This is a genomic window from Mycobacterium sp. ABE4_509 (assembly GCF_056160785.1).
Window position 1 is genome coordinate 17,820 of the sequence record NZ_JBSWXU010000040.1, and the last position, 18,216, is coordinate 36,035.

General features: G+C 69.6%; 14 protein-coding genes. 12 read left to right on the forward strand and 2 right to left on the reverse strand.

What is annotated here, in order from left to right; translation table 11 throughout:
- Positions 1-3 precede the first annotated feature (3 nt).
- Together ACXAID_RS11365 and ACXAID_RS11370 are read right to left on the reverse strand one after the other, a co-directional pair.
- Entirely contained in the window at positions 4-1,509 is a 1,506-nt protein-coding gene (locus tag ACXAID_RS11365) for a SulP family inorganic anion transporter (RefSeq protein WP_475022314.1), read from the reverse strand.
- A gap of 261 nt (positions 1,510-1,770) precedes the next feature.
- Entirely contained in the window at positions 1,771-4,113 is a 2,343-nt protein-coding gene (locus ACXAID_RS11370) for an esterase-like activity of phytase family protein (RefSeq protein ID WP_475022315.1), read from the reverse strand.
- 181 nt (positions 4,114-4,294) lie between these two features.
- Between ACXAID_RS11370 and ACXAID_RS11375 the strand changes: the two genes are divergently transcribed.
- The 12 genes from ACXAID_RS11375 to ACXAID_RS11430 form a co-directional block, all read left to right on the forward strand.
- A complete protein-coding gene (locus ACXAID_RS11375; protein WP_475022316.1) occupies positions 4,295-4,597 on the forward strand; it encodes a hypothetical protein in 303 nt (100 codons plus the stop codon).
- A gap of 114 nt (positions 4,598-4,711) precedes the next feature.
- Entirely contained in the window at positions 4,712-5,290 is a 579-nt protein-coding gene (locus ACXAID_RS11380) for a TetR family transcriptional regulator (RefSeq protein WP_475022317.1), read from the forward strand.
- Between the two features lie 279 nt (positions 5,291-5,569).
- Positions 5,570-7,039: a DUF3375 domain-containing protein gene (locus ACXAID_RS11385; RefSeq protein ID WP_475022318.1), complete on the forward strand. Its 1,470-nt coding sequence runs from the start codon at positions 5,570-5,572 to the stop codon at positions 7,037-7,039.
- Positions 7,036-7,782 carry a DUF4194 domain-containing protein gene (locus ACXAID_RS11390; protein ID WP_475022319.1) on the forward strand — a complete coding sequence of 249 codons (747 nt, stop codon included), beginning with the start codon at positions 7,036-7,038 and terminating at the stop codon, positions 7,780-7,782. Before ACXAID_RS11385 ends, ACXAID_RS11390 begins: the two co-directional genes overlap by 4 nt.
- Complete coding sequence (locus ACXAID_RS11395; protein WP_475022320.1) at positions 7,775-11,176, forward strand: ATP-binding protein; 3,402 nt, start codon at positions 7,775-7,777, stop codon at positions 11,174-11,176. Before ACXAID_RS11390 ends, ACXAID_RS11395 begins: the two co-directional genes overlap by 8 nt.
- Before the next feature lie 45 nt (positions 11,177-11,221).
- Positions 11,222-11,491 (forward strand): hypothetical protein, encoded by a 270-nt coding sequence (locus tag ACXAID_RS11400; protein ID WP_475022321.1) that lies wholly within the window; start codon positions 11,222-11,224, stop codon positions 11,489-11,491.
- Positions 11,492-11,546: 55 nt separating this feature from the next.
- On the forward strand, positions 11,547-12,548 hold the full coding sequence (locus tag ACXAID_RS11405; RefSeq protein WP_475022322.1) for a TerC/Alx family metal homeostasis membrane protein: 1,002 nt from the start codon (positions 11,547-11,549) through the stop codon (positions 12,546-12,548).
- Positions 12,549-12,703: 155 nt separating this feature from the next.
- On the forward strand, positions 12,704-13,249 hold the full coding sequence (locus ACXAID_RS11410; RefSeq protein ID WP_475022323.1) for a sigma-70 family RNA polymerase sigma factor: 546 nt from the start codon (positions 12,704-12,706) through the stop codon (positions 13,247-13,249).
- The gene (locus tag ACXAID_RS11415) at positions 13,246-13,944 is read left to right on the forward strand and encodes an anti-sigma factor family protein (protein WP_475022324.1); all 699 of its coding nucleotides are present in this window, start codon (positions 13,246-13,248) and stop codon (positions 13,942-13,944) included. The genes ACXAID_RS11410 and ACXAID_RS11415 overlap by 4 nt, the downstream gene beginning before the upstream one ends.
- Positions 13,945-14,157: 213 nt before the next feature.
- The gene (mycP, locus tag ACXAID_RS11420) at positions 14,158-15,486 is read left to right on the forward strand and encodes a type VII secretion-associated serine protease mycosin (RefSeq protein WP_475022327.1); all 1,329 of its coding nucleotides are present in this window, start codon (positions 14,158-14,160) and stop codon (positions 15,484-15,486) included.
- A complete protein-coding gene (gene eccE, locus ACXAID_RS11425; protein ID WP_475022325.1) occupies positions 15,483-16,925 on the forward strand; it encodes a type VII secretion protein EccE in 1,443 nt (480 codons plus the stop codon). Before mycP ends, eccE begins: the two co-directional genes overlap by 4 nt.
- Before the next feature lie 35 nt (positions 16,926-16,960).
- Positions 16,961-18,216 (forward strand): PPE domain-containing protein (locus ACXAID_RS11430; protein ID WP_475022326.1); only part of this gene is annotated, 1,256 nt, incomplete at its 3' end.

The following is an 18,216-nucleotide window of genomic DNA, read 5'->3' on the forward strand; positions in this document are numbered from 1 at the left end:
ACCCTAGTGGGCGCCGGTGAGCTGCCCGGACAGCCGCGCGTGCCGCTCGGCGCTGCTGTCGTTCATCCCGATGATGGTGACCGTCTTGCCTTTTGCCGCGTATCTGGTGGTGATCGCGTCGAGGGTGGCCACGGTGGAGGCGTCCCAGATGTGGGCGTCGCTCATGTCGATGACGACGTTGGCGGGGTCGCCGACGTAGTCGAATTGGTACACCAGGTCGTTGCTGGAGGCGAAGAACAACTCGCCCCTGACCGCGTACACGCGGGTGTCCGGGTCGGAGTCGGCGATCGTGACGACATCGGTGAAGTGGGCGACCCGGCGGGCGAACAGCACCATCGCGGTGAGAGTCCCGACGGCGACACCGTAGGCGAGGTTGTGGGTGGCCACGGTGACGGCGACGGTCGCCAGCATCACGAAGGTCTCGCTCTTGGGCATGCGCCGCAACGTCTTCGGGTTGATGCTGTGCCAGTCCAGGGTGGCCACCGAGACCATGATCATCACCGCGACCAGGGCCGCCATCGGGATCTGGGCAACCATGTCGCCGAGGCCGACGACCAGGCCGAGCAGGAACACGCCGGCCAGGAAGGTCGAGATCCGGGTGCGGGCCCCGCTGACCTTGACGTTGATCATGGTCTGCCCGATCATCGCGCAACCGCCCATGCCGCCGAAGAATCCGGTGACGACGTTGGCCACGCCCTGCCCGACGGCTTCGCGGGACTTGTTGGAGTGGGTGTCGGTGATGTCGTCGACGAGCTTGGCGGTCATCAGTGACTCCAGCAGCCCGACCACGGCCATCGCCAGCGCGTAGGGGGCGATGATCCGCAGGGTGTCCATCGTCAGCGGCACGTCGGGGATGAGCAGCGAGGGCAGGTTGGACGGCAGCTTGCCCTCGTCGCCGACGTCGGGGACGTTCCAGCCGGTCAGGACGGTGGCCGCGGTCAGCACGGCGATGGCCACCAGCGGGGCGGGGATGGCGGTGGTCAGCTTGGGCAGCCCGACGATCACCAGGATGCCGAGGGCCACCATCGGGTAGACCAGCCAGGGCACACCCAGCAGGTGCGGCACCTGGGACAGGAAGATCAGGATGGCCAGCGCGTTGACGAAGCCGACCATGACGCTGCGCGGCACGAACCGCATCACCTTGGCCACCCCGAGCGCGCCGAACGCCAGCTGGATCACCCCGGCCAGGATCACCGCGGCGATCAGGTAGTCGAGCCCGTGGCTTGCCACCAGCGGGGCGATCACCAGTGCCACGGCCCCGGTGGCGGCCGAGATCATGGCCGGCCGGCCGCCGACGATGGCGATGGTGACGGCCATCGTGAACGAGGCGAACAGTCCGACGCGGGGGTCGACGCCGGCGATGATGGAGAACGAGATCGCCTCGGGGACGAGCGCCAGCGCCACCACCAGACCGGCGAGCGCCTCGGTGCGCAGCCGGCGCGGTGAGCGCAGTGCGGCGAGCACCGACTGCTCGCGTTGCGGAGTCACCTGGCTCTGCTGCGTTTCCAACACGGCTCCCTTCGCGTGACGCACGCATGGTCGTGGCGCGCGTCATTGCGCGAAAAGTGTTGCGTGATCGCTGGATTGACGTGGCCGATCAGGCCGTCAACATGGCCGGCGCGACTGGCGGCGCCGACGGTCGGCAACTCTACCCCGACCGGAGGGTTGCGGCCCAATTTCGTGCCGTGCGTCACCCTCACCCGGTGTTGAGACTGCGCCCACGGCGGGGGATTCGCGTGGGATCCCGCCGTGGGCGCAGTCTCGGTGTGGTCAGCCGGCGAGCGCCTCGGTGGCCGGGCCGAGGTCGAGGAACTGGGTCTCGCCGCTGGCGTCGTCGAGCCCGTCGTTGTCGGTGACGATGTAGAGGTTGCCGTTGCCGGCGATCGCGAAGCCTTCGACCTTCTCCTGCACATAGCCGTTGGTCGCCTGCAGGTCCGGCAACAGGTTGCGCGCCAATGTCTTCGGCAGCACCTGCGGCGCGTCGGTGGCCGAGCTCACCCCGGAGTCCTCGGGCAGGGCGACCCGGTAGATCGCCTTGACCTGCGCATCGGGGCCGTTGAGCTTGTCGCGTTCGAGCACCAGCAGCGATCCGTCGTGGACGGCGATCTCGGACAGCCCGATCCAGTCGCCCTCGGTGTCGGTGGTGTCGAGCTGGTAGCCGAACCACTGCCAGGAGTCGCCGTCGGGCGTGTAGCGGCCGAGGCGGACCACCCCCGGCGGGTCGGTGTCGAGTTCGCGCTGCAGCGCCACCCAGATCTCCTCGCCGTCGACAGCCACCCCTTCGATGCCCTGGCCGCCCAGTGCGGCGGCGATGTCGGACGGCAGCGTCACCCGGTTCTCGATGCCGCCGTCGGCGGCGACGGTGACCAGCTCGTTGCCGGGCCCCTCCTCGCCCTCGACGCCGAGCACATAGCCGCCGTCCGGGCGGGCCGAGACGCCTTCGACGTCGAGGGTGACGGCCTCGCCGTTGTCGGTGACCGGCAGCTCGGTGTCGATCAGCGCGGGCGTGGAGGTCAGGTCGATGCCCAGCACCCGCGCCGGCCCGTACGCACTGTCGGTCGCGGTGACCAGCCGGTTCTCGTCGGCGGGGTCGGCCGACAGCGCGCCGAGCGCGCCCCATCCGATCGGGGTGCCGTCGATGTCGCCGGACACGATCGACGGGAACATCGGTGATCCGCCGTCGGCGGCGTACTGCTCGCCGAATCCGTAGATGTTCAGCGAGGCACGTACCCGCGCCTCGGCGTCGTCGGCCTCCGAGGCGATCACCAGCAGGTTGCGCGACGGGACGGCCACGATGCCCTCGGGTCCCGGTGTGGTGGGCAGGATCTGGCGGAACTGCGGCGCGGTGACGTCGCTGACGTCGTAGACCGCCACGAAGTTGCTGCGTTCGGAGGCGACCAGTGCGGTGGGGGTGCCGTTGATCTCGGTGATGGCCAGGCCCTCGGGCTCGGGACCCTTGGAGTCGGCGCGGCCTTCGATGTGCAGACCGGTGCGGACGGCGAGCTGGGAGAACGAGTTGCCGGCATCCCAGACCGGCTCACCGCTGCCGGCGTCGAAGATCGTCCACCCGCGGGTGCCGCCCTTCCAGTCCCCCTCGTTGGCGGTGGCCACGTGGTCGTCGCCGATCCAGCCGATGGCGTCGGGTTCGCGCGGCGTGTCGGAGATCGAGCCGCTCTGGTCGATGGTGCCGTCCTCGGCGGTGTCGATGCCGTCGACGGATTCGGTTCCGGCGCTGAAGATGTTGGACACCTCGCCGGTGCGGCCGTCGATGATCGCGACCCCGTTATTCTCCTGCAGCGACAGCGCGACCTGGCCGCGCGAGTTGATGCTGACGTATTCGGGTTCGAGGTCCTCGGGGGTGTCCAGGCCGGCCGCGCGGGCGGCCTCGACGTCGAAGTCGACCCGGCGCGCCGCCCAGGCCGTCGGTTCCCCGGCGAGGTCGATCAGCTGCAGGAAGCCGGTCGGCGGCTGGGGCAGGTCGCCCTCCTCGCCGCCGGGCGGGGTGGCTTCCTCGTCGCGCTGGTTCTCCATGGCGATCGCCGCGAAGGACCCGTCCGGGCTGATGGCGATCGAGTCGGGCTGTCCGCCGAGGTCAATGCTGCTGACCGGGCTGCGGTCGCTGATGCGCACGATGTCGACGCGTCCGGACGGGTTGGCGAAATCGCCGCCGGTGGTGTCGATGACGACCAGCACGAAGTCGCCGACGGCGGCCACCGAGGTGGGCTGGTCGTCGGCGTGGCCGAGTTCTTCGAGCGACAGGGTGCCCAGTCCGTTCGGGCTGGCCGGGTCGGTGATGTCGACGAAGCCGATGCGCTTGCCGGCGGCGTCGGTGTAGATGACCGTGTTGCCGTCCGGGGTGACGGTGGAGATCTCGGCGACGGTCTCGGCGTCGATCGGATCGGCTTCGGGCCGGTTGAGATACACCGGGTAGGTCGCGGCGCGGTGATAGCGCTGCGCCGGGGGCAGATCGAAGTCGATCGGCGAGGTGGCACGCGGGGTGTCGGGGGCCGGCGTGGCCGACGTGTCGTCCTGGTTGTCGGAGGAACAGCCGACCACCAGCAGTGCTGTGATCGTGGCCGCCGTCGCCGCCCGTGCAAGATTGCGCGTGGTCACGCGTCACACCCCTCTTCGGTCGTCTGGTGGGTCGAGCCACCCTTGCGCGGGCAGGTGAGCCCGCGGCGGTCAGTCGGTGAACGTCAGGCAACGGGTTGGTGTCCGCTTTCGTCGCCGTCAAATATCGATCGGCGCCGAACCGGCACTGTTCCACCCGACACTTCGAACATATGATCGAAGAGTGGGTGATCTGCAGGGCATCGGGCATGGCGGCCAGCCGACGCCGGTGGTCTTCCGCGCGGTCGATCCGCCGCAGCGGGTCCTGGTGGATCTGGTCTCGCTGTTCCCCCGGGAACCGCACAGCCGCGGCAGGTATCACCCGTTCGGCCTGCAGATGCACAAGGTGGTGTCCGGCGAGCTGACCCGTTGGGGCATCTGCGAACAGGGCCAATGGTGGGGGCTGGTCACCTATCCGGTCGGGCACGGACCCGAGAACGACCTCGTCACGCACTGGGTCCCGGCGTGGATGTTGAAGAAGGCCTGACACTGCGCCGGCGCGGCGGGTGGCTGAAGACAGCGCACGTCGGGGCGTTTTCCGCTACCGTCGCCGACGATGTTCCAGCGCAGCGGTGGGCGCTGAGGAGAGGGAGGGATTCGGGTGTCGGCGTCCAGTCCGTCGCAGGGCCTGCGGGAGCGAAAGAAGATGCAGACCCGGCTGGCGATCCGCCGGGAGGCGTTTCGGCTGTTCGAGCGGCAGGGCTATGCCGACACCACCGTCGAGCAGATCGCCGCCGCCGCCGAGGTCTCGCCGCGGACCTTCTACCGCTACTTCGGCATCAAGGAAGCGGTGCTGCTCTCGGACGACAAGATCACCCCGATCGTGGAGGCCTTTGCCGCCGCTCCCCGCGAGCTGAGCTACGTCGAGGCCTACCGGTATGCGGTCAGCTCCGTGTACAACTCGCTGACGCCGGAGGAGCGCGAGGACACCGTCATCGGCGAGCAGTTCACCTACCAGGTTCCCGAACTGCGCGGCCACCTCTACGTCGCGTACCTGACCCTGGCCGACCTCATCGCCGACGCGCTGACGCGCCGTCCCGACTGCCCGGCCGGCGACCTGGACCGCCGGGTGGTGGCCGGGGCGATCGTCGGGGTGTTGATGACCACCGCGCACGACACTCCGCTGCCGGATGCCGAACTGACGCGTGCGCTCTCGGTTCTCGCGACCCGGCTGAGCTGAGGCAGTGGGCATCAGATTTCCGCTGTGGCGGTGGTTCCAGGGTGCTGCAGGCGAGATCGACCTCACGGTTGCGGACCGCGCCGGGAACACGGGGGTCAACCGCCCTGCGGTTGTTCTCAGCACGAGGGGTGCGAAGAGGTGCCCGAGTGGCACCGTCGCCGACGGTAGGTTTGAGCGTCGCGGGCGCTGCCATGGTGCCCTCACCCCGCGGCTGCGCTGTCGGTGCGGTGGCCTATCTTGGACCGTCCGGCAACGACGGAGACGCATCGAGGAGCCCACGTGGACGATTCCCCCGGCAGCCCTGCGCTGTCGGCCGCTGAGCTGCTCGAACACAACCGTGACCTGCAAGGTTCCCGTGCGATCCGGTTGCTGGCCACCAACAACCTGGGGCTGTACGCGACGCTGATGGAACGGCACCTGGCCGACGGTGCGGTCGCCGAGACCGAGCTGGTGGTGCGTGTCGAGCGCGACCTCGACGAGCTGGGGCACCCGGACGGGCAGTCCGGTCTGGCGCTGATCAAGTCGTGGGCCAGTCAGGGCTGGCTGCACCGCATCGTCGACGAGCGCAGCGACCAGAACGTCTGCTACCTGACCCAGGACGCGCGCCGCGCGCTGGACTTCGTGCGCGGCATGCGGCGCAACGACACCATCGCCACCGGCGGCTCGATCCAGGGCATCGCCGCACGCCTCAAGCAGGTCGCGGTGCGCGTCGACGACGACCCGGCACGCATCCGCAAGCACATCGAAGCCCAGATCGCCGCGCTGCAGGACGACCTCGACGCACTCGAGGGCGCCGAGGGCGGTGCCCGGCCCGAACCCGACCTCACCGACTGCTACGACGAGGCCCGCGCCATCGCGCTGCAGATGGAACGCCTGATCACCGACATCGGGCAGTACGGCACGATGATCGAGCAGGCCACCGCAGCCCTGGACGAGCCGATCGACACCAACACCGAATACCGCGACCGCCAGCGCCGGATGTACGCCGACTATCAGGCCGCGTGGGACTCGCAGGGCCGCGACAGCCACCGGGCGTTCCTGCGCATGATCAACGACCCCGACCAGCGCGCCGAGTTCGAAGCCGACGTCGCCGCGGTGGCCGGGGCGCTGCCCGCGCTGGACCCGGCGCTGCGCAAGGTGATGGCCGGATTCTTCGAACTGGTCGGCCACCAGATCGACGAGGTCGAGCGCATCCAGCAGCGCTGCGCGCAACGGGTCAAGCGGTTCACCGCGTTCGGCACACTCGAGCAGAGCCGCGGGGTCGCCCGCCAGCTCAACGAGGCCCTCGCCGCGGCGCGGGCACTGCTCAAGACGTCGCTGACCGACTCCCGCCTGGACCTCGACGTTCCGCTGGCCCGCCACGCCATCAGCTCGGTCGGGGCGCTGAGCTTCAAGATCGGTGACCTGTCGGCCCCCCGGCCGGCGCGGCCCGCCGACGGTCAGGTCGACCTGGCCGGTTTCGCCGCGTTGAGCACCCAGGTCGACGCGCCGGCGATGTCGGAGATGCTCAACACCGCGCTGCGTTCGGGGCCGGTGTCGCTGCCCGGCGCTGTCGGCATGCTCGAGAGCGCCTACCTCGGCCACGTCATCGTGCTGTGGTCCTGGGCGCTCAAACAGCCTGCAGCCGAGAATGTGTCGGAGTCGGCCACGGTGCGGTTCCGCTCGCTGGACGGCCGGGACCGCGAGATCGCCGTGCCGCAACTGATGTTCACCGAACCGATCACCACCGTCGTGGGAGCCCAGACATGAGCACCGACCAGTCCGTCGGCACCGAGTCCATTGACTACAGGTCCATCGAGTACAAGTCCATCGAATACAAGGGGTTTTCCGACCTTCCCCAGGTCGACCAGAACGCCCGTCCCCCGCAGCAGCGCCGGCCCCGGTTCGACGGTGACGTCTCCGAGCTGCCCGACCGCGCCTGCTGGGCGCTGCAGCATCTGCTGACCCGCCGCCACGTCAGCGCCGAGGCCGACGCCGACATCTATGCCTGGGTGTTGGAGTACCGCACCCAGCTGGCGGTGCGGCTGTCCGAGCTGGACCTGATCCTGCGGGTGGTCGACGGCACGGACGTGGCGTTCGTCGAGCAGGCCCGCTACGAGTCGGCCAAGGGCATCAAGCTGTTGCGCCGCGAACCGCTGGGCACCTACGACTCCATCCTGGCGCTGCACCTGGCCCAGATGATGCGCGCCGCGGGCGGGCAGCGGGTGCTGATCAGCCGCGACGAGATGCACGGCCTGTTCTCCGGCGTGCTCAACGACACCGACCGCGACGCGGTCACGTTCACCGCCCGTATCGACGGCGCGATCGCCCGGCTGACCGGGCTGGAGATCCTGCGCCGCAGCCGCGACGACGAGGACAGCTACACCATCAGCCCGGTGATCACCGCGATCATGACCGCCTCGGTGATCACCGAGCTGCAGCAGCAGTTCGAGTCGCTGGCGCGCGGCGGCGCCCCGGCCGAGGACTCCGGAGAGGTCGAGCTCGATGACTGAACAGTTCCATCTGTCCCGGCTCCAGGTCATCAACTGGGGTGTGTTCGACGGCTACCACAGCATTCCGTTCAGCTCGGGCGGCGCGTTGATCGCCGGGGCCTCGGGAAGCGGGAAATCCTCTCTACTGGATGCGATTTCGCTGGGCTTTCTGCCGTTCAACCGGCGCAACTTCAACGCCTCGGGCGACAACACCGCGGCCGGGTCGAGCGCGGGGCGGCGCACGGTCGACAAGTACGTGCGCGGCGCCTGGGGGCAGCGCAGCGACGGCGGCACCAGCCGGGTGATGTATCTGCGCGGGGACGGCACCGCGTGGTCGGCGATCGCGGTCACCTACACCGGCGACAGCGGCCGCACCGTCACCGGGCTGGTACTCAAGTGGCTGACCGGTGAGTCCCGCTCGGATTCGTCGAGCCGGTTCGTCCTCGGCGACGGTGACCTCGACATCGAGGACATCTGCAACCGCTGGGCGGCAGGACGTTTCGACACCGCGGTGTTCAAGGACGTCCGGGGCGAGCGCAGCGACGGGAAAGGTGAGGGCTGGCGGTTCACCACGAAGGTGGAGTCGCAGTACCTGGCCCAGTTGTACGCCACCATCGGTATCCGGGCCTCGGATGCCGCCCAGCAGCTGCTGGGCAAGGCGAAGTCGCTGAAGAGCGTCGGCGGGCTCGAGCAGTTCGTCCGCGAGTTCATGCTCGACGAACCGGACAGCCTGGCCCGGCTGCCCGAGGCCCTCAAGCAGATCGACCCGCTGGTGGAGGCGCGCGAACTGCTGGCCGTCGCGCAGCGTAAACGCAAGATCCTCGGCGACATCGAGAAGATCCAGCAGCGCTACGTCTCCGAGTCCTCCGATCTGGGCATCATCGACCTGGTGGACGCGCCGATGGTCCGGGCGTTCACCGATCATGTCCGGCTGGCCCAGTGCCCGGCCCAGATCGCCTCGCTGGACACCGCGATCGACCAGCTCGACACCGAGGACGAGGACGTCACCCGCTCGCTGAATCTGGCGAAGGCCGAGGCGGATTCGATCAATGCCCAGATCAGCGGGTCGAGTGCGAGCATCGGTCCGCTGCAGTCGCAGGTCGCGGCCGCCGAGGCCGAGGCCGAACAGGTGTCGCGCCGGCGCGGCGCCTACGAGGACCTGCTGGCCACCCAGGGCCTGGAGGTGCCGGCCACCGCTGAGCAGTTCTGGAACCTGCGTGCGGAACTGCTCGGCAAGGCCACCGAACTGCTGGCCCGGGTGGAGCGCAACCGGGAGGCCTCCACCGACGCCGAGTACACCCAGAAGGCCGCCCGGATGACCCGTGACGACGCGGCCAAGGAGCTGCGCCGGGTCGAGCAGGTGGGTTCGGCGCTGCCGGAGTTCGCGCTGACCATGCGCGAGCAGGTTTGCGCGGCAATCGGCGTCGAGACCGCCGCGCTGCCCTACGTCGCCGAGCTGATGGATCTGCGCGCCGATCAGACCCGATGGCGGGTGGCGGTGGAGAAGGTGCTGCGCGGGGTCGGGCTGCGGCTGCTGGTGCCCGACGAGCACTGGGCGGCGGTGCTGCGGTTCGTCAACGAGACCAACATGCGCGGCCGGCTGGCGCTGCACCACGTGCGGGAACGCTCGCTGGGTGCCGAGCCCGGCGAGCTGGAGCCGAACACCCTGGCCGGCAAGCTGTTCGTCGTCGACCCGGCGCACCCGTGCGCCGCCGAGGCCGTCGACGTCGTCGCCTCGGCCGGCGACCACGTGTGCGTCGACACCCCCGACGTGTTCGCGCGGTTCCGCCGTGCGGTCACCGACACCGGCTTGTACAAGGACTCCGACCGGCTGGCCGTCAAGGACGACCGGCGCCCGCTCCGACAGGCGGAGTATCTGTTCCAGGGCGACGTGTCGGCCAAGATCAACGCGCTGACAGTGGATCTGGCCGCAGCCGAGGAGGCTTATCAGAGCGCCCGGCGCGTCGCCGACGACATCGCCGCCCAGCGTCAGCGGTGGCGCGACGGCGCCGCGGCGGCCAAGGCGAACTGCGAGCAGTTCGGTCAGTGGAGCCACATCGACTCCGAGACCGCCGACGGGCACGCCGACCGGCTGCGCGAGCAGTATGAGTTGCTGCTGGCCGACCATCCCGACATCGAGGCGCTCAACGCCCGCGCCGACGAATGCTGGTCGCAGATCCAGAAGTTGATGACCCGCCGGGGGGCCATCCAGACCCGCCGCGACGACCTGGACTCGCGGCGCACCCGGTTGTTGGAGCTCTCCGAGCGGCTCTCGCCGGCGTTCGTCTCGGATCCGCTGACCGACCTGCTGCGCCGCTACACCGCGACCGTGCCGGTGCCGCTGGAGCTGCTGGAACCCGAACCGCACCGGGAGGCGTTGTTCGCCGCGATCAAGCGGGAGCGTGAGCAGCTGCGGGAGAGCCGCCGACGTTCCTATGACGAGCTGGCGCGCATCCTGAACACATTCGACACCACGTTCCCGGATGCCGTGCCGAACGACTCCGATGACTTCGACGAACGGGTGCACGACTATGTGGCGTTGTGCCGTCACATCGACGAGCGGGAGTTGCCCGAGGCCTACGAGCGGATGATGCGGCTGGTCACCGAGCAGGCCCCGGACGCGATCCTGACGTTGCACCGGGTGGCCGAGCAGGAGGCGCGGCGCATCAGTGACCAGATCGACCGGGTGAACACCGGTCTGGGGGCCGTCGAGTTCAACAGCGGTACCCGGTTGACGTTGCGGGCCACTCCGCGGGCGCTGGCGGCGGTCTCCGAGCTGACCGAGATCGTGCGGGCCATCTCGCGGCGCATCGCCGAGGTCGGGCTGGGCGACAAGCAGGCGATCCTCGACCAGTACGCCGACATCCTGCGGCTGCGCAACCGGTTGGCCTCGTCCGCGCCGGAGGACCGGGCCTGGACCCGCGATGCCCTCGACGTGCGCAACCGGTTCACCTTCGACTGCGCCGAGTGGGACGTCGCCTCCGGGGAGCTGATCCGCACGCACAGCAACGCCGGCGACAATTCCGGTGGTGAGCAGGAGAAGCTGATGGCGTTCTGTCTGGCCGGCGCGCTGAGCTTCAACCTTGCGGCGCCCGGATACGCGGGAACAGACGAAGCCAACCGGCCGGTGTTCGCGCAGCTGATGCTCGACGAGGCGTTCTCGAAGTCGGATCCGCAGTTCGCCCAGCAGGCGCTACAGGCGTTCCGCAAGTTCGGGTTCCAGTTGGTGATCGTCGCCACGGTGCAGAACGCGACGACGATCCAGCCCTACATCGACAGCGTGGTGATGGTGTCCAAGACCGAGGGCCGCAACGCGCGGCCGGTGGCGTCGGTGGCGACCCGCTCGATCTCGGAGTTCGCGGAGCTGCGCCGCGAGCTGAGTGTGGCCGGCGGCCGCGTCGCGGCCGGGGTGTGACCCGCACGCCGAGCGCGCCGACCGCCGATGACCGAAAATGACCCCATGAGCAGTTCCGAGTTGAGCGATGTGGCCTGGGATCTGGTCGAGCATTGCCGGGCTGCCCTGAACCCCGCCGAGGCCAACACGGCCTTCACCCACCTCGGCGTCGGCGACTACAGCGAGGCGATGACGCTGGCCCTGTCGTCACTGACCCGCAACGGAGGTCCGCCGCTGCCGGCCGAGTTGGTGTCCCGGCTCACCCACGTGCAGCAGACCTACCACGTCGACCACGGCTTCGTGAACCTGCTCGCCGCGGCGCCGCGGGCGGGCTGACCGCGCCACCCCGCCGTCGCGGGGCGCACCACCGCGGTCACGGTACAAATGAGGCATGTCTCAGATCAGCGGGTTGACGTGGGGTGTCACGATCGGGCTGGTCGTGCTGCTGTTGGCGATAGATCTGATCCTCGCCGCGCTGCGCCCGCACCGGGTCGGGTTCAAGGAGGCCACCGCGTGGTCGGTGTTCTACATCCTGGTCGCCGTCGCGTTCGGGGTGTGGTTCACCGTGACCTACGGCGGCGGGCTGGGCACCGAGTACTTCGCCGGCTACATCGTCGAGAAGAGCCTCTCGGTGGACAACCTGTTCGTCTTCGTGATCATCATGGCGACGTTCGCGGTGCCCGAGGAGCATCAGCACAAGGTGCTGACCTTCGGCATCATCCTGGCGCTGATCATGCGGGCGATCTTCATCGCACTCGGCGCCACCCTGCTGGCGCTGTTCAGCTTCATGTTCCTGCTGTTCGGGCTGCTGCTGATCTGGACGGCCGTCCAGCTGTTCCGGCACCGCGACGAGGATCCCGACGTCGAGAACAACATCATGGTGCGTGCGACGCGGCGGTTCCTGCCGGTCACCGAGACCTACGACGGCGGCAAACTGCTCACCCGCGTCGACGGCCGGCGGATGGTCACGCCGATGATGGCGGTGCTGATCGCGATCGGCAGCGTCGACCTGCTGTTCGCGCTGGACTCGATTCCGGCGGTGTTCGGGATCACCCGTGAGCCGTTCATCGTGTTCGCGGCGAACGCGTTCGCGCTGCTGGGACTGCGGGCGCTGTTCTTCCTCGTCAAGGGCCTGCTGGACCGGCTGGTGTACCTGTCGACGGGGCTGTCGATCATCCTGGCGTTCATCGGCGTCAAGCTGGTGCTGCACTGGGCGCACGTCGACATCAACCCGAACATCCCCGAGGTGGACACCTACGTGAGTCTCGGCGTGATCGTGGTGATCCTGACGGTCGTGACCGTGGCCAGCCTGATCAAGACGCGCCAGGATCCGACCGCCAAGGCTCATCCGGGCTCGCTGCGCGCCACCCGCGACCCCGAGGACGAGTCCTGACGGCGGCACCGGGTTCGCCTACTCTGAGCGGCGGAATCGGGTAGCTCTGGCGGGGCCGGCGCCCCAGCCCGGGCTCTTTGAATTCTCGGTGAACGGTAAGCAGTGTCGGTTCGTTGTAGTGGATAGCCCGAGAGCAAAGGATGCGTGGGCCAGTCATGGCAGATTCCGGAAAACAGCATCCCGAGCGATCGGACGATGCCGACCATGGCGAACTGCTGCGGGCGGTGCACGATGCCCATGCGCAACCGCTGCTGCGGTATGTGCTGAGACTGACCAGGGGAGACATGCCCTTCGCCGAAGACGTGGTGCAGGAGTCGCTGCTGCGGCTCTGGCGCAAGCCGGAGCTGCTCGAGCAGCCGACCGAGAGCGTGCGGGCCTGGCTGTACACCGTGGCGCGCAACCAGGTCATCGACGATCGGCGCAGCGCACGGTATGCGCGAGAACTGCAGACCGAGGTGCTGCCCGAGCAGGCCAGCCCGGACATGGCCGGCCTCTCGGTCGACAAGTCGGTGTTGGCGGACGCGCTGAAGTCGTTGAGCATCGAGCACCGCACCGTCGTGGTGCGGTCCTACTACCTGGGACAGACGGTGGCCGACATCGCCCAGCACGAACAGATACCACCGGGCACCGTCAAGTCCCGGCTTCACTACGCGATGCGGGCCCTTCGCATCGCACTGCAGGAAAGGGGGGTTGTCCAGTGAACGACGACAACCTTGCCGAGTGGGACGCCGCCTATGTCCTCGGCGCGTTGAGCGACGAGGACAAGCGGGCCTACGAGAACTACCTGGCGGAGAACCCGGACCGGGCCGCCGAGCTGACCGAACTGAACGAACTGCCCGGCCTGCTCGGGGCATTGAGCCCCGACGAGGCTCTTGCGCTGCTCGACGAATCCGCCGCGGCGGGGTCGCCCGCGCCGCCCCAGGCCGACCTGGTGCCGTCCCTGGCCCAGGCCGCCGCCAAGCGCCAGCGCCGGTCGCGACGCACCTTCGTCACCGGCGGCCTGGCCGTCGCGGCGGCGATGTTGATCATCGGCGGCCTGGTGGGCGCCACGGCGTTCCCCCGGTCCGGACCGGCGACGCAGACGCTGGCGATGGCGGAGATGACGCCGGGCGAGCGGCCGGGTGTCTCGGCCCAACTCGCCGCATCCGACAGGGAGTGGGGTACCGAGCTGAACTGGGCGTGTCAGTACACCAGGGACTGGGCCCGCGACGTCGAAAGCTACGACCTGGTGGTCACCACCCGTGACGGCACCCAGACCATCGTCGGCACCTGGCAGGCCGTCGGCGAGGAGGCCACGGGATTGTCCGCGGCGACCCGCATCCGTCGCAGCGACATCGCCACAGTCGACATCCGGGAGACCGGCACGTCCGAACCGCTGGCCACCACCCAGCTCTAGACCGACGGCACCGCGCCTACCCCGCCCCGGCCACGCCCGGGGCGGGGTTCCCCGTCTGCGCGGCACGACCATCCGCGCATCGGGTTGAACCGCTCGCGGCGGGCCCCCGTTGTACTGGACGTGACGGTGCAGACAACGACCCAGCCCGGTGCGGCTGCGTCCTGGGGAGTTCGCCGAGGTGCGCTCGGCCGCGTCGCTGTCGCGGCGACGGCGGTGAGCGTGGCTCTGGTGACCGCGCCGCCGGCGACGGCGGTCGCACCGCCGCAGATCGACCCCAGCGCGGTGCCCACCGACGAGACCGGCCCCGACAACCCGACAGAGCAGCGGCGGCTGTGCGCCGTACCGACCACGTTGCCCGGGGCGGTATTTCAGGATCCGTCGTGGGCCAACGCCTATCTCGGCGTCGGTGAGGCCCACCAATTCGCCACCGGCGCCGGCGTCACCGTCGCGGTCATCGACACCGGCGTGACGGCCTCGCCCCGGGTTCCCGCCGAGCCCGGCGGCGACTTCGTCGCCGAGGTCGGCGACGGGTTGTCGGACTGCGACGCGCACGGCACCCTCACCGCGGCCATCATAGCCGGCCGTCCCGCACCGACCGACGGCTTCGTCGGCGTAGCGCCCGATGCCCGGCTGATCTCGCTGCGCCAGACCTCTTCGGCGTTCGAACCCGTTGGTGGACAATCCAATCCCAACGATCCCAACAGCACGGCGGCTGCCGGTTCCATCCGCAGCCTGGCCCGCTCGATCGTACGCGCGGCCAATCTCGGCGCCAACGTCATCAACATCAGCGAGGCGGCCTGCTTCGCGGTCACCCGCCAGGTCGACGAACGCAGCCTGGGCGCGGCACTGGACTACGCCGTCAACGTCCGGGGCGCGGTGGTGGTGGCCGCGGCCGGCAACACCGGCGGTGACTGCGCGCAGAACCCACCGCAGGGCGCGCCGTCGGCCGCCGATCCGCGCGGCTGGGACGGTGTGCAGACCGTGGTGACCCCGGCCTGGTACGAGTCGCTGGTGTTGACCGTCGGCGGGGTCGGCCCCACCGGCGCGCCGAGCTCGTTCTCGATGCACGGACCGTGGGTGGACGCCGCAGCGCCCGCCGAGGACATCGTCGCGCTCGGATACGCCGGCGAACCGGTCGACGCGCTGCACGGCCAGGACGGGCCGGTGCCGGTCGCCGGTACGTCGTTCGCCGCCGCGTACGTCTCCGGCATCGCAGCGCTGATCAGGCAGCGGTTTCCGCAGCTGAGCCCGCAGCAGGTGATGAACCGGATCACCGCCAGCGCACGGCATCCCGGCGGTGGCGCCAACAACGCCGTCGGTTCCGGTGTGGTCGACGCGTTCGCCGCGCTCACCTGGGACATCCCGGCCGGCCCGGTTCAGGCGGCACCGTCGGTGCGGCCCGTTGCCCCGCCCCGCCCGGAGCCGGCGCCGGATCGCACCCCCATCACCGTGGTGGGCGCCTCGGTGTTCGGTGCGGTGATCCTGCTGGCGCTGTCGGCCTTGTTCCGCACGGCCCTGTCCCGCAAGGAGTCGACCCGATGAGGAATCCGCTGCGCAGCTTCGGTCTGCGCTGCACCAGGTCAGGCGCTCTGTGGACAGCCGTGCTGGCGCCCCCGGTCATCCTGGCGACCTACGGCAGCGACTACCGGTGGTGGGCCATTGCGGCGGTCGCCGTGGCTTTGCTGGTGTCGGTGCTCACCATCGGTGGGCGGCGGATCACCGGGTGGAGCGCAGTGTGGCTGGCCTGGTTGCGGCGACGGCGCCGGCCGCTGGGCACCCCGTCGGCCGCCGTGGTGGGCAGCACACTGTCGCCCGGCGACGAGGTGGCCGTGCGCTGGGAGGGCGCCACGTTGGTAGCGCTCATCGAACTTCGACCCCGCCCGTTCACCCCGACGGTCGTCGTCGACGGCCGGGCCCGCACCGACGACACCCTGGATTCGCAGCTGCTGGAGCGGCTGCTCGCGGTCAGCTGCCCGGATCTGGAGGCCGATATCGTCTCCGCCGGTTACCGATTCGGCCAGGCCGCGCCCGAGGAGATCGCCGATCTCTATCGCGGCACCGCCGGAGCCGATCCGGCCCCCGCACACCGGCGCAGCTGGATACTGTTACGGGCGAACCCGCACCGCAGCTACCGCTCGGCCCGGCGCCGCCAGGCCGGGGCCCCGGGGCTGATCCGCTACCTGGTCGCCTCGGCAACCCGGGTGGCCGATCAGCTGGCCGGTAGCGGTGTGGATGCCGTGTGCGCGGCTGGATTCGCCGATTTCGACCAGGCCACCGCGGTCGACTTGGACCGCGAAGGATGGTCCAGCCTGAAGGGGCACGCCGGTTTCACCACGGCCTACGCCGCACCCGGCGGCCCGGACGTGTGGTGGTCGATCGAGGCCGACCACACCCTCACCCGGCTGCGGGTGTCCCCGGGACGCCGCCCGCGCTCGGCCGTGGTGTTGACGACCCCGTCGAAGCCGGTGAATCCACAAGGGTTCTCGCGATTCCGCGGGGCGCAGCGAGCCGCAGTGGCCGGCGACATGCTGGGCGCCGACGAGCACCACCGGATCCCGATCGGATCGGCCGGTGTGCTGGTGGGCCGGACCATGCAGGGCGACCCGATGTATCTGCCGTTCGACGACGTCGACAGCGGGGTCGACGCGGACCCGGACATATTCGCCGAGTTCGCGGTGTGCGCTGCGGGCGCCGGCGCGGCCGTCACGCTCGACGAGGAGTTCGCCGAGTTGGCCGAGCACCTCGGCGGCACGGTCGGACCGCGGCCGAAACTGGCCTGGCCGCAAGCGACCACGTTCCTCGGTGCGGGTCCCGGTCTGGCATCGGTGGTGATCGCGCCCGACCGCATCACCACCGATCGGCAGCGCCTGGCGATCACGCCGATCACACCGCCGGACCCCACCGACCAGCACGTCGAACCGGCCCCCGCCCCCGTAGAACCACCACGACGCGGCCGACATGCCCTGGCCGCCAGCCACTGACCAGATCCGAGACACCAGAAGGGAGGAGTAGAACCATGACCGAGCCACAGCTCGACGTCGAATACACCGAGCTCATCGCCCGCGCCGAGGAACTCGAACAACCGCTGAACACACCGGAGGGACTGCCGCTGCCGGTGTGTGAACTCGCGCTCGCCGACGATGCGCTCAGCCAGTTATCCTTGAGCGTAAGGTCATTGGACACCTACCTCCGCACCTTCCAAGATGAGTGCACCCGACTGGCCCAGTCCCTGCGCAATGCCGCGAAAGCCTACGAGGACGCCGACCAGGAGGCCGAGGACGGCATCAACACCGGCACCGAGGTCGATCACGTTGCGGTGGCCGGCGTTGCGCCCGTGGACGCGTCCTTGCTGGGCCCGACCCCGCGAGCCGCAGCGAGCTGGGACCCCTCGGCCTACTGGGACGTGTACGAGACGGCTCTGCAGATCGAGGCGCCCGACCAGGGGGCCACCTTCGACGCGTTCGCCCAGCAGTGGGAGTCGTGGACCCAGACGATGCTACCGGAGTGGGACTTTCGGTTCCGCCCCTTCCAGTACTGGGATGGTGAGGCACGTATCGCCGTGGAGTCGAACTTCGAGCAGTTCAGGGCGTGGCTGCCCATCACAGCCGAACAATGCCTGATCCTGACCAAGCAGGCCGAGGTGGTGGCCGAGACCCAGCGCTGGGCGAAGTCGCAGCATCCGGGCTCTGACTACATCAGCGAGCAAATATACATGTACCATGCCTACGTCAGCGTCGGGTCGGCGTCCTGGGGCAGCCAGTACCTGGACAATCTCAAGAATGCGCAGAAGAAGTCCGAAGAGGTGCTGGCCGAGTACATCGGGCGGGCAAACCTTCCGCTGACGCCCATCACGCTGACGCGGCCACCCTACGCGTTGGCGCTCGAACCGCCACCGGATCCCGAAGATGCCGATGATATCCCCGAGCTGCCCGACCCTGACGACATCCCCGAGCTGCCCGACGACGAGCTACCCGAACCGCCGGTGACTCCGACCGGCGGCGGGGCACCCACTTCTCCGGACTCGCCAGATGCCGACGAGCTCAGCGATGCGCTCTCGGATGCGCTGTCCGCCGATGAGCTTTCCGAAGACGCCCTGGCCGCCATGGGATCTGGATTCGAGCCCGCGGTGGCACCGGCCGCACTCGGCGGTGGTGGTGGCGGTGGGATGCCGGGGATGCCGGCTGCACCGTCCATGCCACTGCAACCGGCTGTGGACGCCGCCACAGCGCCGCCGCGCCCCGACCTCGGGGGCGTGGGCGCAGGCTCCGGCGC

Excerpts from the sequence above, each read along its gene's own strand:
- ACXAID_RS11390 (WP_475022319.1), top strand. The coding sequence starts at position 7,036 with ATGAGCACCGACCAGTCCGTCGGCACCGAGTCCATTGACTACAGGTCC.
- ACXAID_RS11395 (WP_475022320.1), top strand. The coding sequence starts at position 7,775 with ATGACTGAACAGTTCCATCTGTCCCGGCTCCAGGTCATCAACTGGGGT.
- ACXAID_RS11400 (WP_475022321.1), top strand. The coding sequence starts at position 11,222 with ATGAGCAGTTCCGAGTTGAGCGATGTGGCCTGGGATCTGGTCGAGCAT.
- ACXAID_RS11405 (WP_475022322.1), top strand. The coding sequence starts at position 11,547 with ATGTCTCAGATCAGCGGGTTGACGTGGGGTGTCACGATCGGGCTGGTC.
- ACXAID_RS11410 (WP_475022323.1), top strand. The coding sequence starts at position 12,704 with ATGGCAGATTCCGGAAAACAGCATCCCGAGCGATCGGACGATGCCGAC.
- eccE (WP_475022325.1), top strand. The coding sequence starts at position 15,483 with ATGAGGAATCCGCTGCGCAGCTTCGGTCTGCGCTGCACCAGGTCAGGC.